The 15,285-nt window shown below is 71.1% G+C and carries 15 protein-coding genes and 1 pseudogene; 8 read left to right on the top strand and 8 right to left on the bottom strand.

Going from position 1 to position 15,285, the window contains the following annotated elements; genetic code table 11:
* The first annotated feature begins 194 nt into the window (after positions 1 to 194).
* Positions 195 to 1,706, top strand: a complete 1,512-nt coding sequence (locus tag K1J60_RS40850; protein WP_220650617.1) for an LVIVD repeat-containing protein — start codon at positions 195 to 197, stop codon at positions 1,704 to 1,706.
* A gap of 310 nt (positions 1,707 to 2,016) precedes the next feature.
* On the opposite strand, the gene K1J60_RS40855 is transcribed toward K1J60_RS40850, so the two are convergent.
* The 4 genes and pseudogenes from K1J60_RS40855 to K1J60_RS40870 all read right to left on the bottom strand — a co-directional run bounded on the left by K1J60_RS40855 (position 2,017) and on the right by K1J60_RS40870 (position 5,060).
* Positions 2,017 to 2,715 (bottom strand): HAD family hydrolase, encoded by a 699-nt coding sequence (locus K1J60_RS40855; protein ID WP_220650618.1) that lies wholly within the window; start codon positions 2,713 to 2,715, stop codon positions 2,017 to 2,019.
* Between the two features lie 32 nt (positions 2,716 to 2,747).
* Entirely contained in the window at positions 2,748 to 3,431 is a 684-nt protein-coding gene (locus K1J60_RS40860) for a phosphatase PAP2 family protein (RefSeq protein WP_220650619.1), read from the bottom strand.
* Between the two features lie 134 nt (positions 3,432 to 3,565).
* A pseudogene (locus tag K1J60_RS40865) lies at positions 3,566 to 4,397 on the bottom strand (M56 family metallopeptidase).
* A 108-nt stretch (positions 4,398 to 4,505) separates the two neighbouring features.
* Complete coding sequence (locus K1J60_RS40870) at positions 4,506 to 5,060, bottom strand: DUF5134 domain-containing protein (RefSeq protein ID WP_220650620.1); 555 nt, start codon at positions 5,058 to 5,060, stop codon at positions 4,506 to 4,508.
* Between the two features lie 232 nt (positions 5,061 to 5,292).
* Here K1J60_RS40870 and K1J60_RS40875 point away from each other — a divergent pair, with 232 nt between their 5' ends.
* Together K1J60_RS40875 and K1J60_RS40880 are read left to right on the top strand one after the other, a co-directional pair.
* Positions 5,293 to 6,921, top strand: coding sequence for an FUSC family protein (locus K1J60_RS40875; protein ID WP_220650621.1), 1,629 nt, complete (start codon positions 5,293 to 5,295; stop codon positions 6,919 to 6,921).
* Complete coding sequence (locus K1J60_RS40880) at positions 6,918 to 7,466, top strand: MarR family winged helix-turn-helix transcriptional regulator (RefSeq protein ID WP_033527543.1); 549 nt, start codon at positions 6,918 to 6,920, stop codon at positions 7,464 to 7,466. The genes K1J60_RS40875 and K1J60_RS40880 overlap by 4 nt, the downstream gene beginning before the upstream one ends.
* A 51-nt stretch (positions 7,467 to 7,517) precedes the next feature.
* On the opposite strand, the gene K1J60_RS40885 is transcribed toward K1J60_RS40880, so the two are convergent.
* Together K1J60_RS40885 and K1J60_RS40890 are read right to left on the bottom strand one after the other, a co-directional pair.
* Positions 7,518 to 8,282 carry a VOC family protein gene (locus K1J60_RS40885; RefSeq protein WP_220650622.1) on the bottom strand — a complete coding sequence of 255 codons (765 nt, stop codon included), beginning with the start codon at positions 8,280 to 8,282 and terminating at the stop codon, positions 7,518 to 7,520.
* Between the two features lie 92 nt (positions 8,283 to 8,374).
* A complete protein-coding gene (locus tag K1J60_RS40890) occupies positions 8,375 to 8,767 on the bottom strand; it encodes a VOC family protein (RefSeq protein WP_220650623.1) in 393 nt (130 codons plus the stop codon).
* An 86-nt stretch (positions 8,768 to 8,853) separates the two neighbouring features.
* On the opposite strand from K1J60_RS40890, the gene K1J60_RS40895 reads away from it, so the two are divergent.
* Positions 8,854 to 9,393: a GNAT family N-acetyltransferase gene (locus K1J60_RS40895; RefSeq protein ID WP_220650624.1), complete on the top strand. Its 540-nt coding sequence runs from the start codon at positions 8,854 to 8,856 to the stop codon at positions 9,391 to 9,393.
* A 3-nt stretch (positions 9,394 to 9,396) separates the two neighbouring features.
* Here K1J60_RS40895 and K1J60_RS40900 read toward each other — a convergent pair whose 3' ends face one another.
* The gene (locus tag K1J60_RS40900; protein ID WP_220650625.1) at positions 9,397 to 10,080 is read right to left on the bottom strand and encodes a glycerophosphodiester phosphodiesterase; all 684 of its coding nucleotides are present in this window, start codon (positions 10,078 to 10,080) and stop codon (positions 9,397 to 9,399) included.
* Between the two features lie 414 nt (positions 10,081 to 10,494).
* Between K1J60_RS40900 and K1J60_RS40905 the strand changes: the two genes are divergently transcribed.
* The 4 genes from K1J60_RS40905 (at position 10,495) to K1J60_RS40920 (ending at position 14,438) form a co-directional block, all read left to right on the top strand.
* Positions 10,495 to 11,892: a DUF6421 family protein gene (locus K1J60_RS40905; protein ID WP_220650626.1), complete on the top strand. Its 1,398-nt coding sequence runs from the start codon at positions 10,495 to 10,497 to the stop codon at positions 11,890 to 11,892.
* A 47-nt stretch (positions 11,893 to 11,939) separates the two neighbouring features.
* The gene (locus K1J60_RS40910; RefSeq protein ID WP_033527549.1) at positions 11,940 to 12,692 is read left to right on the top strand and encodes an SDR family NAD(P)-dependent oxidoreductase; all 753 of its coding nucleotides are present in this window, start codon (positions 11,940 to 11,942) and stop codon (positions 12,690 to 12,692) included.
* Positions 12,689 to 13,759, top strand: coding sequence for a threonine aldolase family protein (locus tag K1J60_RS40915; protein ID WP_220650627.1), 1,071 nt, complete (start codon positions 12,689 to 12,691; stop codon positions 13,757 to 13,759). Before K1J60_RS40910 ends, K1J60_RS40915 begins: the two co-directional genes overlap by 4 nt.
* A gap of 85 nt (positions 13,760 to 13,844) precedes the next feature.
* Positions 13,845 to 14,438, top strand: a complete 594-nt coding sequence (locus K1J60_RS40920) for a transglutaminase domain-containing protein (RefSeq protein WP_220650628.1) — start codon at positions 13,845 to 13,847, stop codon at positions 14,436 to 14,438.
* A 7-nt stretch (positions 14,439 to 14,445) separates the two neighbouring features.
* Here the strand turns inward: K1J60_RS40920 and K1J60_RS40925 are convergent, their stop codons facing one another.
* The gene (locus K1J60_RS40925) at positions 14,446 to 15,174 is read right to left on the bottom strand and encodes a lysophospholipid acyltransferase family protein (protein ID WP_220650629.1); all 729 of its coding nucleotides are present in this window, start codon (positions 15,172 to 15,174) and stop codon (positions 14,446 to 14,448) included.
* Between the last annotated feature and the right edge of the window lie 111 nt (positions 15,175 to 15,285).

Consider the following 15,285-nt stretch of genomic DNA (forward strand, 5'->3'; position numbering starts at 1 on the left):
AGTGACCTCCTGGGACACAGCAACGGGCGTACACCTCGTGAGTGTTGACGAACGTTCCTAACACGCTTTCGCGTGCGGGTGATCAAATTTGTTCGTTACAAATGTATTGCCGTCTGTTGATCTGTGCATGATGAAGACGATACTGCGGAGGTGCTCGAACCGTTCAACTGCGAACGGCCACAAGGGAGGACACAGTGACCCTGTTGAACAACCTTCGGACGCGGCGCAGACGTCTGGGGGTCGCCGCGACTGCGGCCGGTCTCCTGGCCGCGTTACTCACCGCCGGACCGGCGGCCGCGACCCCCGACCCCGGGGACTCTCCCGGCGTGCGGGAGAAGGTGTCCAAGAGCGACGCCGCCGAGGCGAGGGAGGCGATAGCCGCCGGCGAGATCCCCGGCCAGGACGAGATCGTCCACTCCGCCAACATCCAGCATCTGACCAACATCCCCAAGGAGGCGCTGCCGGGCACCAACTCGGACCTAGCCTTCCAGGGCAAGTACGCCTACGCCGGCAACTACGACGGCTTCCGTGTCTTCGACATCAGCAACCCGAAGGCGCCGAAGACGGTCGCCCAGGTGCTCTGCCCGGGCTCGCAGAACGACATCTCCGTCTCCGGCAACCTGCTCTTCCTGTCCACCGACTCCTCACGCAGCGACAACTCCTGCAACAGCACCACGCAGCCCGCGACCGAGAAGTCGTCGTGGGAGGGCCTCAAGATCTTCGACATCAGCGACAAGGCCAACCCGAAGTACGTCGCCGCCGTGGAGACGGCCTGCGGCTCGCACACCCACACCCTGGTGCCCGAGCGCAGGAACGTCTACGTCTACGTCTCCTCGTACTCGCCGAACGCCGCGTTCCCCGACTGCCAGCCGCCGCACGACGGCATCTCGGTCATCAAGGTGCCGCGCAAGTCCCCGGATAAGGCGGCCGTGGTGGGCTTCCCGGTCCTGTTCCCCGGTGACGGCCCGGACGGCGGCGGCAACCCGGGTTCACCCACGAACCCCGGCGTCTCCAAGACCACCGGCTGCCACGACATCACGGTGCTGCCGTCCAAGGACCTGGCCGCCGGCGCGTGCATGGGCGACGGCATCCTGTTCTCCATCAAGGACCCGGAGAACCCGAAGGTCATCGACCAGGTCCAGGACAACGTGAACTTCGCGTTCTGGCACTCGGCCACCTTCAACCAGAAGGCGAACAAGGTCGTCTTCACCGACGAGTTGGGCGGCGGCGGCGCGGCCACCTGCAACGCGGCGATCGGACCGGACCGCGGGGCCGACGGCATCTACGACATCGTCGGCAAGGGCGACAAGCGCAAGCTCGTCTTCAAGAGCTACTACAAGATCCCCCGTCACCAGGCCGACACCGAGAACTGCGTCGCCCACAACGGCTCGCTGATCCCGGTCAAGGGCAAGGACATCATGGTCCAGGCGTGGTACCAGGGCGGTGTCTCCGTCTGGGACTTCACCGACTCCTCGAAGCCCAAGGAGATCGCGTACTTCGAGCGCGGTCCGATCTCCACCACCACCCTGGTGGGCGGCGGTTCCTGGTCGGCGTACTACTACAACGGTTACATCTACTCGAACGACATGGTGAAGGGCTTCGACGTCCTGAAGATCAACGACCGCCGGACCGACCCGGCCAAGTGGGTCCACCAGAGTGAGCTCAACGTGCAGACGCAGCCGGACTACTTCGACTTCGACTGGTAGCCGTACCGCGACGGAGTCAAGTCACCCGTCCCGCCGGGCCCTTCCGGGGACCGGCGGGACACCGCGCTCCCGGCGTTCTCATCGACCGGCGCGCCGTGCGAGGACATCCTGCAACTCCCGCGTCGACCGACGAACGGCGAACTATACTCAGCGCTTCCGGGCGGCCACCCCATGTGTGCCCGCCCCGCCGTTGTTCGTCCCGGGCCGCACGGGGGACGGTCCGGGACGGACGTCCGGCGGCGACGAACGACCGACCCGGCGCGCGGGACCCGGACGCGAGGCCCCTCACGGGGCGGCCGCCGACACCACCTCAGTCCAGTAGATCCAGGACTCGCCGCAGTCCGTCCGGCCGCTCCGCGACGGGCAGATGGTCCACGAAGTGCACGCCGCATCCCAGGGCCGCCGCACCGCCGTCGGCCCGCCGGTCGTCGCCCACCATCAGGGTGTCCCGCGCGTCGACACCGAGTGCCGCGCAGGCGAGCGCGAACAGTCGCGGGTCGGGCTTCTGCACGCGGTGCTCGTACGACAGCATGTACGCGTCGACATACGGGTCGAGGCCGTGCGCGCGGAACACAGGCCGCAGGTCCCAGCCGATGTTGCTCACCACACCGACGGCCACCCCGCGGTGCCGCAGGGCCGCGAGCACGTCGGCGGTGTCCGGGTAGGGGCGCCACGCCGACGGTGTCATGTGGCGGTCGTACAAAGCGTCGTGGAGCGCCGGGGCGGGGAGCGTCACCCGGCGGGAGAGACCCGTAAAGGCGGCCCGGTGCTCCTCGGCGCTGCGGTCGCGCAGCGCCCACAGGCCGGCCAGGTCGCCGGTCGGTGCCTCCGCCGGGACGGCGCCGCCCGGCAGGGCGCCCGCCCGCTCCAGTTCCTCGGCCGCCCGGACCAACTCCGCCTCGGGCAGGGTGAGAGAGGAGTCGGTGAGGGCCGCGCGGAGCCAGGACTCGGTGGACTCCACGCGGAAGAGCGTCCCGGAGAAGTCGAACAGCACTCCTTTGACCGTCATGCCGTCGATCCTTCGTGGCGGCACGCACCCGGTCAAGTACGCCTCGGCGCTCCCCACCGCTCGTATGCGAGCACCGCCAGCGCGATCGTCAGACCGCCCAGCAGCCAGCCGCCCAGCACGTCCGACGCCCAGTGCACACCCAGCCAGATCCGGGTCAGCCCGACGCCCATGACGGAGACGACGGTCACCGCCACGGCCGTGCGCATGACGACACGACCGGCGCCGTACAGGTGCAGCAGCCACACCAGCAGCCCGAGGACGACCGCGGCCGTCATGGCGTGGCCCGACGGATACGCGGCGTAGTGGGCCGAGTCGACGGGGTCGGGCCAGGCCGGCCGCTCCCGGCCGACGGCCGCCTTCAACGCCTGCTGCAGCGCCGTGCCCGCCGCGCAGGTGATCGCCAGCCAGAGGGCGAGCCACCATTCCCGGTGGCGCCACACCAGCCAGATCGCGACCGCGGCCACCAGCAGACGCATCGTCACCGGGTCCCAGACCCAGTCGGTCAGGATGCGGAACGCGTGGGTGACGCCCGGTTCGTCGACGGCCCATCCGTGCGTGGTGTTCGCGATGCTCCCGTCCAGCGACATGAGCGGAGCCCACGAGATCGCGACCAGGACGAGCAGTACAACGGTGGGCGCCGCGAAGACCGCGACGGCGCGGACGGAGCGGTTGGTCGACGGCCGGTGGGGCGGCGAGTCGACGGTGGGGGTGTGCATACAGCGATCCTGGCCGACTTCCGGGGCCTGGTGCCAATGCCGAGGCGTGAGATCACTGTCACGCGCCGCGACCGGAGCAAAGCCGTCGCGTCGCACGTTGTTCTTGGCCTTGTCTTGATCCCTTCTTTGCCATGTCACGACCTACCGAGTGCCCGCAACCCGGGGAAGAAAGCCACCAACACCGGTACGACCGGTACCAGGGCGGCGTACGCGGTCAGCCGCAGCCGGTGTGTCGGCGTGAGGCGTTCCGGGGGCGCGAGCAACCGGCTGACCCACTGCGGCACATGGTCCTCGGGGCCCGGAGAGGGCCCGAACCGTCGCGGAACGCGGCGAACACCGGAAACCCGGGGGAACCCGCCCGCGAGCGCCGCCGAACAGTGCAACAGCCAGTGGTGCCGCGCCCGGGCGTGCCCCTGCTCATGGGCGACCACCGTGTCCACCTGCCGCCCCTCCAGCCGACGCAACGCGGCCGTGGTGATGACCAGTCGGGGTGCGGGGCCGGGCAGCCACCAGGCGTCCGGACGCTCGCCCTCGACCACGACCAACCGGTCGCCGTCCGGCTCCTCACCGGGCAACAGCGGCGCGCGCAGGCGGAGTTCGGCCCGGCGGCGACGACGCTGCCGCCGGGCCCGGAGGACCTCGCGGACCGTCGTCGCCTGGGTCCACAGCCCGCCGCACGCGAGTGCCACGATGGTGGCCACGGCCCAGGGGCCCCCGCCGTCCAGCGCGTACGCCTCCACGACGCCCTGCGGCGCGGGCGCGAACACCCGCCCGCGCACCACCGTCCACGCGCCGCCGCGCTCAGCGCCATCGCCAGCGCGCAGCACAGCAGCCGGCGGCCACCACGCTCCCCCAGAGGGGTACCCCCAGCCACACCCACAGGGCGACCACCGGTTCACGGTCCGGCCACTCGGCGCGGGCCGGCAGCCGCGGGGCGACGACGGCGGTCAGCGCGCCGAGCAGCAACTACGCCGCGGGGACCATCATGAGCGCGCTATGAGCGCGCCGGTGCACGGCGACACGGGCCGAGCCGTCGAAGTGACGCAGACCACGACCGGTCGGGGGCGGGGTCGTTCAGACCGTCAGCAGCATGGCGAACATCCCGATGCCCATGGACAGCCGACAGGCCCGCGCCAGCTCCGGCCGGTCGCCCCACCCCGTCACGCCCCCGGCCCGAACCCCCGTCCCGACGGCGTCCGGTACGGGCATGAGCCGCGCACCCGCCCACACCACGTACCCGGCGAAATACACCAGCAGCGCCCCCGTCACCAGGGGCAGTCCCGTGCCGCCGTGACCGCCGCCCGGCGCGACGGCCATGACGGCGGCCATGTAGACCATCGCCAGGGCGCCCACCAGGTGGTGCAGATGACACGCGCCCGCCCGGGCCGCCCACAGTGCGCGCACCGCGGCCGCGCCGAACACGAGCGTGTAGACCAGCCAGGCCCAGCGCGGTGGAGTCACGGCCGCGGCGGGCACGGCCATCGCCGCCATGCCGAACCCCATCAGGGCCTCGCCGCCGGCGGCGCGCCGCTGTTCCTCCACGGTGCTGCGCATCCGCAGCAGGCAGTACCCCCCGGTCACCGCGCACAGCGCGACCAGCAGCCAGCCGGCCGAAACCGGTCCGTGCACCGCGCACCTCCCCGTTCGACTTCCCGTTCGACGACGTCGGTCGTGCTGAGAGTGAGGTCGGACAGTCGGTCAGGGCATGCCCGGGCCCGATGGCGCGCATACGAGCGCAAGGGTGTACGCGGGGGAGCGTGCGGGTGTGCGCCACGACAGGTGAGCGCCACCGAGAGACGCGAGACCGGCGCCACAGCGGAGGCATGTATTTCACGAGTAAAACACCAGCTAAGGTTATTGCATGCGCAGCGTCCGACACCCCCGTGCCCGCCGGCTCCCGCTCTCCGGTGTCCTCCGGGTGAACCGCCCCTCCGAGATCTGGTTCAAGCCCGCGCTCAGCGTGGTCGTCGCGACCGCACCCCCGAACCTGACGCTGCTGGCCCTCCACCGCCTCGACCTGGCCATGTACACGATGGCCGGCTCCCTGTGCGCCCTCTACGCCCACCACCGCCCCTACGCGGCCCGCGCCCGTACCCTCGCCCGGGTCGTGCTCGGCATGGTCGCCGGACTCGCGGTCGCCCTGGTCACCGCCGCACTCACCACGAACGCCGTGGTGCTGGTGACCGTGGGCGCGCTCCTCGCCGCCGCGCAGAAGGCCCTGTGCGACGCGAGCCGCATCGGGCCGCCCGCCAACGTCATCTTCACCTTCGTCACCTCGGCGGCCCTCTTCCTGCCCCAGAGCCTCACCCAGGTCCCCGGTCACCTCGCCGTGGCCGCCGTCGCGGGCACCTGGGCCTGGCTCGTCTGCATGGCCCCCGGCCTGCCGCGCCCGTACGGCCCGGAGCGCCGCGCCACCGCCCACGCGCTGAACGCGGTGGCCGCCCACGTCGAGGCACCCGAGCGCCCCGGGTCCCGCACCGCCGCCGCGACCGCCGTGCACACCGCCTGGCAGACCCTGCTCGCGGCCGGCCCCCGTACCGAGCCCCGCCGCGTCCTCGCGGCGCTCCTGACCCGCGCCGACGTCGCGCTCGCCGCGCCCGCCGAGGCGCACCCCGACCGACTGCGCGCCCTCGCGCGGGACCCGCTCGCCGCCGCACGCCTCCGGCGAGCCGCCGCCCCGGCGGAATCGGCCGACGAACCGCTCGACACGCCGTGCGGACACCGCCGCCGCCTCTCGTGGAGCGCGTTCGACCTGCTCACCCCGCTCGCCGCACGCACCGCCCTCGGGTGCGCCCTCGCCGGATACGCCTCCCTCGCCATCGGAGTCGGCCGCCCCTACTGGGCCCTCGTCACCGCCGCCTCGCTCTACCAGGCGAACCTCACCCTCACCTGGAGCCGGGGCGTCCAGCGCGTCGTCGGCAACCTTGCCGGGGTGCTGGCCTTCGCCGCCCTCGTCCCGCTCGCCCACCTCGGCCCGGCGGCGCTCGTCCTGTGCTGTCTGGCGCTCGCCTTCGGCGCCGAGGCCCTCATCAGCCGCAACTACTGGCTCGGCACCGTCTGCGTCACCCCGATGGCCCTCCTCGTCACCGAGTTCGTCCGCTTCGAGGACCCCGGCGCGCTGATCACCGACCGGCTCTCGGACACCGTCGTCGGCGCCCTGGTCGGCTTCCTCACGGCGGTCGTCGTCACCAACCGGCGGGCCGGCGACCGGGTCGCCGACGCCCTCGCGGTCGTGGAGCACGCCCGCGCGCACACGCTCCGCACGGCCGCCGACCCGGACGCCACCCCCGGCGCCCTGCCCGCAGCCCGCCGCGCCCTGGCCGCAGCCCTCGTCGAACTGCGGGCCGTCACCGACACCGCGAGCGGCGAATGGTGGCAACGCGCCCTGCCGTCGGAGCGGGTGACACACGTCGAGCAGGCCGGACACCGTACGCTCGCGGCGACGGCACGACAGCGACGGTCACAGGCAGCGGAGGGCGCACGGGCATGACGGCAGGCAACGGGCGGGCGGGGACGGGGAGCGGCGCGGCTCTCGGGGACACGGTCGCCAAGGTGGTGCGCCAGTGGCAGACGGTGCACCCCGGCATCGACACCGCGCCGATGGAGATCATCGGCCGCGTCAACCGCTGCGCCGCCCTCCTCCAGCAGGCCGAGGACGCGCCGCTGCGTCACGCCGGGCTCACCCGCCCCGAGTTCGACGTCCTCGGCACCCTGCGCCGCACGGGCCACGAGCTGACGCCCAGTGAGATCGCCCGGGAGACCTTCGCCTCCGGCGCCGCCGTCACCAAACGCCTCAAGCTGCTCACCGAGCGCGGCCTCGTCGAGCGCCGGGGCGACTCCCGTGACCGGCGCGTCGCCCATGTCCGTCTCACCGACACCGGCCGCGACCTCGTGGACAGCGTCATGCCGGAGCAACTCGCGTACGAGGAGAGCGTGCTCTCCGGGGTCGACACCGGTGACCGGCGCGAACTCGCCGTACTGCTGGGCGAGTTGCTGATCCAGCTGGAGGGCCGTCTGGGGCTGCCGCGCGCCTGAGGCGGATCCTCGCGCACGAGGTCGCCCACGCGGCGCGGCGGACTCCGCGGATCAGCCCCCGGTCTCCGCCGCACGGACACCGAACACGGCCCCTTGGGGATCCCGCAGCACCGCGATCCATGGGCCCTCCGGGACAGTGGTGGGCTCCATGAGGAGGGAGCCGCCCGCCTCGGCGGTGACCCGGGCCGTGTCGTCGACGTCCTCCACGGCGAAGTACGGCAGCCAGTGCGAAGGCACCTCGGGCGGGAACTTGTCGTCCATCGTGATCATGCCGCCGAAGTCGGCGCCCTCGATGCCCCACCGGGCGTAGCGCCCGCCGGTGCTCACGCTCCAGCCGAACACCGCCGTGTAGAAGGACCGCGCGCGCTCCGGGGCACGCCTCAGGAGCTCCACCCAGCCGAGCGTGCCGGGGGCGTTGAACAGCCCGGCGCCCGGGAAGGTCCGCGCCTGCCAGAGCTGAAAGGTCGCGCCGCCCGGATCGAAGACCACCGCGAACCGTCCGAGGTCGAAGACCTCCATGGGTTCCAGCACGACGGTCCCGCCGGCCGCCCGCACCGCCGCCACCGCCGCGTCCGCGTCGCGCACCGCGAACGACACGTTCCAGGCCACCGGCTGCGACTCCTGGTACAGCGGCGCGAGGGCGGCCACCGCCGCGTCCGCGAGGTGGGCCACGGTGTAGCCGCCGGCCTCCTGGCGCGGATCGGTCTCCGGACGCCAGCCGAACAGCTCGGTGTAGAACCGCTCGGCCGACTCCAGGTCGCTGGTCCCCAGCTCCGTCCAGCAGGGCCCACCGGTCACCGGCTCGTCGAGCTTCATGGCGTCCTCCGGAAGGGAATCGGGCGCGTACGCGCGTGCCCCTCCAGCACGCTATGCCCGCGTTCCGGCCCCGGCCACCGGGGTGTGACGTCTCAGATCCCCGGCCGGTAGCGCAGCGGATGGTCCGCCGGGATCTCCACCAGCACGATCTCCGTGCCGTCCGGATCGGCGATCCACATCTCGATCAGCCCCCAGGGCTCCTTCACCGGCGCCCGCCGCACCTCCACCCCGGCCGCCAGCAGCTCCGCGTGCGCCGCCGTCACGTCCGCGACCTGCAGCCACAGCTTCAGCGCCGGCGACGGCGGTGTCTCCGAGCGGCCCGCGACCTCCAGGAAACCGCCGCCGAGGAAGTACACGACGCCCCGGTGCTCGCCCGTACCGAACTCCCGGTACACGGGGAGCCCGAGCTGCTCGCCGTAGAAGACGCGGGAGCGTTCGGGGTCGGTGGGGCGCAGGAGGGTGCGGCTGCTGAGTACGTGGATCACGCGGACGAGGGTAGGCGCTCCGCCGGGGACGGGCTGTCGATACCCTCTTCGGTGTTCGAGCCCTGCGGATCTACCAGGAGCAGCCCGTGGACACCGCCGCCACCGACCTGACCTTCCGTGATGCCACCGACGCCGACGTGGACGACCTCGTGGCCCTGATCGAGTCCGCGTACCGGGGGGACTCAAGCCGCGCCGGGTGGACCACGGAGGCGGACATCCTCGAAGGACAGCGGACCGATCCCGAGGGGGTCCTGGAGGTCATCAAGGCGCCCGACAGCCGACTGCTCACCGTGGAGCGGGACGGCACGGTCGTCGCCTGCTGCCAGCTCGAACACCGCGGCGCACACGCCTACTTCGGGATGTTCGCGGTGAGCCCGGCCCTCCAGGGCGGCGGCCTCGGCAAGGTGATCATGGCCGAGGCCGAGCGGATCGCGCGCGAGGGCTGGGGCGTGCGGGAGATGCACATGACCGTGATCTCCGTACGGGACGACCTCATCGCCTGGTACGAGCGGCGTGGTTACCGCCGTACGGGACGGATGACCCCGTTCCCGTACGGCGACGAGCGCTTCGGCATCCCCCGGCGCGACGACCTGCGCTTCGAGCTTCTGGTCAAGGAGCTGGGGTAGGGGTCAGGCCGTGAAGCGGCCGGTGCGTTTGATGTCCGGGTAGTCGGTCGTCGCGCCGTCCAGCTGGAGGGCGCGGACCAGGCGCAGATGGTCCTGGGTGTTCACCACCCAGCCGATGATCCGCAGGTTCGCCTTGCGGGCCTTCTCGACGACCTCCAGCGTCAGCCGCCGGATGTTCAGCACCAGGGTGGTGGCGCCCACCGCCACCGCCCGGTCCACGACGTCCGTGCCGTAGCGGCTGGCGACCAGCGCGGTGCGTACACCCGGTACGAGACGGGCGATCTCGGCGACCGCCTCGTCGTGGAAGGACAGGACCTCGACCCGTCCCACCAGGTCGCGCCGGTGCATGACCTCGGCGAGGGCGCGGGCCGCCGCCGTGTCCTTGATCTCGGCCTGGAGCGGTGCCCGTACGGCGTCCAGGACCTCCTCGAAGGTGGGCACGCGCTCGCCGCGGCCCGCGTCCAGGGCGCGCAGCTCTGCGAGGGTCTTGTCGGCGATCGGGCCCGTACCGTCGGTGGTCCGGTCCACATCCGCGTCGTGCATGACGACGAGTGCGCCGTCCTTGCTCAGATGCAGATCGAGTTCGATGACGTCGAGGCCCGCGCGATCGGCGGCCACGAAGGAACGGAGGGTGTTCTCCGGTTCGACACCCATGACTCCGCGGTGACCGATGGTGAGGAAGTTCAAGGTGGACTCGCTTCCGTCGACGGCGGCTCGGACCGCGCGGCCGGGGGAGGGGCGGCACGCGGCTGGGGCGCAGCGTAGTCCTCCCGCCGTGCGATGCATCCGTATGTGCACCGGTGCTTTCGGGTCGTGTCACCCCGTGTCACGTCGGAGAACAGGACCGTTTCCGCACCTGGCCGCACCGATCAGGTCATCCCTGAGTGGGCGAGTCCGGTGCGCGTTGACCCCCGGTGCCCTTGGCTCGGAGGGGGTGACGCACGAAGTGTGACCCATGACGCGTGTGGCAGGAGATTCAGCGGTTAGGTGCAGGGGGTGGCGGGAAGATTTCCGGCTGGGCCGCTCATGATCGGTCTTGCGGTGAGGAACCCTCGCTACGTACGGTGTCCTTACGAAAGGTTCTCCCGTGGAGGATGGGTCATGACGGAAATTCTTGTGCAGATGGGTGCGGAGGACGTTGTTCCTTCGGTCGGTAGGGTGGTGGAGCACCCGGCCTGGCCCGTGCTCAAGGACGCCGTGGAGCGGATCCGGCCATGGCAGTCGAAGGACGGCTCCATCGACTTCGACGCGGAAGGGGCCCCCGCTCCGGCCACCGCCGAGCAGGCCGTACGGGAGATCGTCGGGGCCGTCGAGGCGCTGTCCCCGCTGTTGCCGCACGACGCCGCCTACCACGCGGCGCTCGTCGGGGACCTGAGGCGCTGGGCCGACGAAGGCTTCGAGGTACCCGACTTCCTCGACTCGTTGCTCGCCTTCCAGCCCGCGGCCAACCGCGCGGACGGCCTCCAGCACCTCGTGGTGTTCCCGATGTACACGCAGAACGGCAACCCCGACCGCAATCTCGAAGCGGTCGTGCTGCGCATGGTCTGGCCCCAGTGGCTGGCCGAGCTGGAGCGCACCCGCTACGACAACCCGCTGTTCTGCGGCATCACCTTCGAGGACTTCACCGCCGGTTACGACACCAACTCGGCCGTCCTCTTCCCGGAGACCATCGCCGTGCGCGAGGCCCCGGCCCGCTTCTCCTGGGGCGGCATCTTCTGCGACCGCGAGGCCGCCCGGTTCCGCCGGGTCACCGACGCCGCCGTCGACATCCTCGGCCTGGACCTGCCCGAGGACGTCGCCGCGATGGTCCACGACCAGAAGCGCTGCGAGGAGGCCTTCGTCCTGTGGGACATGGTCCACGACCGCACCCACAGCCACGGCGACCTGCCCTTCGACCCCTTCATGATCAAGCAGCGCCAGCCGTTCTGGATGTACGGCCTGGAGGAACTGCGCTGCGACCTCACCGCCTTCAAGGAGGCCGTGAAACTGGAGGCCGACGGCGTCCCGCAGGCCCGTGACGTGCAGTACGCCGTGCTCTTCGACCGGATGTTCCGCTTCCCGGTCACCGGCGAGCGGGTCCGCAACTACGACGGTCTCGGCGGCCAGCTCCTCTTCGCCTACCTGCACAAGCACGACGTCGTCCGCTGGACCGACAACAAGCTGTACATCGACTGGCAGCGCGCCCCGCAGGTCACCAACCAGCTCTGCGCCGACATCGAGCAGCTCTACCGCGACGGCATCGACCGCCCCAAGCTCGTCCACTGGTTCGCCGGCTACGAGCTGGTCTCCACCTACCTCGCCCCGCACCCCGGCTCCCGCTGGGCCAAGGGCCCGGACGCCCTGGATCTGACGCAGCCGCCGCGGAAACTCGTCGACGACGTGCTTCCGGACGAGTTTCCGCTCAGCATGTTCTATGAGGCGCTCGCCAAGAAGCTGAAGACCGTGATCGCCTCCACCAAGGGCATCACGGCGGCGGACACCGAGCGGGTCGCCGCGTGACCGCCCGGCTCGCAGATCTCGCAGTCGCTGCTCAGGAGGCTAGGACCATGCAGAACGGCAACGGTGCACTGAGCGGCGCGGTGATCGCGGTGGCCGGCGCGGGCGGACCCGCCGGCCGGGCGGCGCTGCTGCGGCTGGCCGACGCGGGGGCGATCGTCGTCGGCTCCGACAACGACCCCGAGCGGCTCTCGGAGGCCGTGGACGCGGCCCGCTACGCCCACGGCGGCGCCACCGTCGTGGGCGACACGGTCGATCTCCTCGACCTGCAGTCGACCCGTGACTGGGCCACTCGCATCGAGAAGGACTTCGGCCGGGTCGACGGCCTCGTCCACCTCGTCGGCGGCTGGCGCGGGAGCGAGACCTTCACCAGGACCAGCCTCGACGACTGGGACTTCCTGGAGATGCTGCTGATCCGCACCGTGCAGCACACCTCCCTGGCCTTCCACGAGGCGCTGCAGCGCAGCGAGCGCGGCCGGTACGTCCTGATCAGCGCGGCCGGCGCCAGCAAGCCCACCGCGGGCAACGCCGCGTACGCCGCCGCCAAGGCCGCCGCCGAGGCGTGGACGCTGGCCACGGCCGACTACTTCCGCAAGGCGGGCGGGCCGGAGGGTCCGACCTCCGCGGCTGCCATCCTGGTCGTGAAGGCGTTGGTGCACGACGCGATGCGCGCCGACCGACCCAACGCGAAGTTCGCGGGCTTCACCGACGTCAAGGAGCTGGCCGAGGCCATCGTCGGTGTCTGGGAGAAGTCCGCCGCCGAAGTGAACGGAAACCGTCTGTGGCTGACCGACAAGCCGTGAACCCTCCGAAGACCGACGCCCGACGCCATCACGATCCGGAGATCCGCGGCTTCGCCAGCGACAACTACGCGGGGGTCCACCCCGAGGTCCTCGCCGCCCTGGCCCTGGCCAACGGCGGGCACCAGGTCTCCTACGGCGAGGACGACTACACCGAGAACCTCCAGCGCATCGTCCGCAGCCACTTCGGCGCCACCGCCGAGGCGTTCCCGGTCTTCAACGGCACCGGCGCCAACGTCGTCGCGCTCCAGGCGGTCACCGACCGCTGGGGCGCGGTGATCTGCGCCGAGAGCGCGCACATCCACGTGGACGAGTGCGGGGCGCCCGAGCGGGTCGGCGGACTGAAACTGCTCACCGTGCCCACACCCGACGGCAAGCTCACCCCCGAGCTGATCGACCGCCAGGCGTACGGTTGGGACGACGAGCACCGCGCCATGCCGCAGGTCGTCTCGATCACCCAGAGCACCGAACTCGGCACCCTCTACACGCCCGACGAGATCCGCGCGATCTGCGACCACGCCCACGCGCACGGCATGAAGGTGCATCTGGACGGCTCCCGGATAGCGAACGCCGCCGCCTCCCTGGACGTGCCGATGCGGACGTTCACCAACGCGGTCGGCGTCGACCTGCTCTCCCTGGGCGGCACCAAGAACGGCGCGATGTTCGGCGAGGCGGTCGTCGTGATCAACCAGGACGCCGTCCGCCGGATGAAGCACCTGCGCAAGTTGTCCATGCAGCTCGCCTCCAAGATGCGTTTCGTCTCGGTGCAGTTGGAGGCCCTGCTGGCGAGGGACCTGTGGCTGCGCAACGCCCGCCACTCCAACGAGATGGCCCAGCGGCTCGCCGAGGGCGTCCGCGCGGTCCACGGCGTCGAGATCCTGCACCCGGTGCAGGCCAACGCGGTCTTCGCCCGTCTGCCGCACGACGTGAGCGAACGCCTGCAGAAGCGCCATCGCTTCTACTTCTGGGACGAGGCGGCCGGTGACGTCCGCTGGATGTGCTCCTTCGACACGACCGAGGAGGACGTGGACGGGTTCGTGGCGGCCCTCAAGGAGGAGATGGCCCGCTGACGGGCCGCTGAACGTTCTGCATAGATATACGGTCACCCGAAAAGTCATTGACTCTCGGGTGATCGTTTTCCTATGCTCTGCGGGCATGGAGCTGATCCAGGAAACCCCTGACCTGTCCGCCTATCTGGTGGCCGACGAGGTCATCGACCATCACCATCCGCGCGTACGGCAGACGGCCGCACGCCTCGCCGAAACGGTCGCGGACTCGTATGGCTATGCGCAAGCGGCGTTCGAGTACGTGCGCGATGCCATCCCGCACTCCCAGGACGCCGGCGATCCGCGCGTCACCTGGCGCGCGTCCGACGTCCTCGACCTGCGCACCGGGATCTGCCACGCCAAGGCCCACGCCCTGGCCGCGTTGCTGCGCGCCGAGGACATCCCGACGGCGCTCTGCTACCAGCGGCTGACGCACGACGACGGCGACGGACACGCCGTCCACGGCCTGGTCGCCGTGCGCTTCAACGGCGCCTGGCACCGCCAGGACCCCCGGGGGAACAAGCCGGGTGTGGACGCCCGGTTCTCGCTGGCCGGGGAGCGGCTGGCCTGGGTGCCCGACCCGGCCCTGGACGAGGTGGACTATCCGACCCTCTACGCCGCACCGCACCCGGCCGTGCTCGGCGCCCTCCGGGCGGCCCAGGACCGGCCGCACCTGTGGAGGACGCTTCCCGTGGCGCTGTAGGACCGGGTCAGCGGGCCTCGGCCTCGCGGACCTGTTCCGGGGTCGGGGCCGTGCCGCCGAGGTGGGCCGGCATCCACCAGGTGTCGTCCGGGCCCTTGGGGCGGACCGGGTAGGCGCGCTGGGCGGCCTCCAGCAACTCCTGCACACGCTCGCGGAGTTGGCGGGTGATGGCGCCCGCGTACTTGTCCTTGGAGGCCTCTATCGCCTCACCGACCCGGATGGTGACCGGGATGTGACTGCGCTTGAAGTTGCGCGGGTGGCCCTTGGTCCACAGCCGCTGCGTGCCCCACACGGCCATCGGGATCAGCGGGACGCCCGCCTCCTGGGCCAGCCGGGCGGCGCCCGACTTGAAGCTCTTCAGCGTGAACGACTGCGAGATGGTGGCCTCGGGGAAGACGCCGATGATCTCGCCGGAGCGCAGCGAGTCCAACGCGTGCGTGTAGGCCGCCTCCCCCTGCTTGCGGTCGACCGGGATGTGCCGCATGTTGCGCATCAGCGGACCGGAGATCTTGTGCCGGAACACCGACTCCTTGGCCATGAAACGCACCAGACGCTTCTGCGGAAGCGCCGCCAGGCCGTCGAAGATGAAGTCCAGATAGCTGATGTGATTGCTCACCAGCACGGCGCCGCCCTGGCGCGGGATGTTCTCCGACCCCTGGCAGTCGATCTTCAAGTCCCAGACCTTGAACAGGGTCTGGGCGAGGCCGACCACGGGACGGTAGACAAGCTCAGCCATGGACGGAGTGGACCCTTCTCTCTGCCCGGGAATGAGGTCCCCGGCGGGAGGTTACGCAGCCGTAGGTTTACGGCATCTCGCAGATCGTGCCCCAAGAACGCACGAGTAGCC

The organism is Streptomyces akebiae (assembly GCF_019599145.1).
Lineage (GTDB): Bacteria > Actinomycetota > Actinomycetes > Streptomycetales > Streptomycetaceae > Streptomyces > Streptomyces akebiae.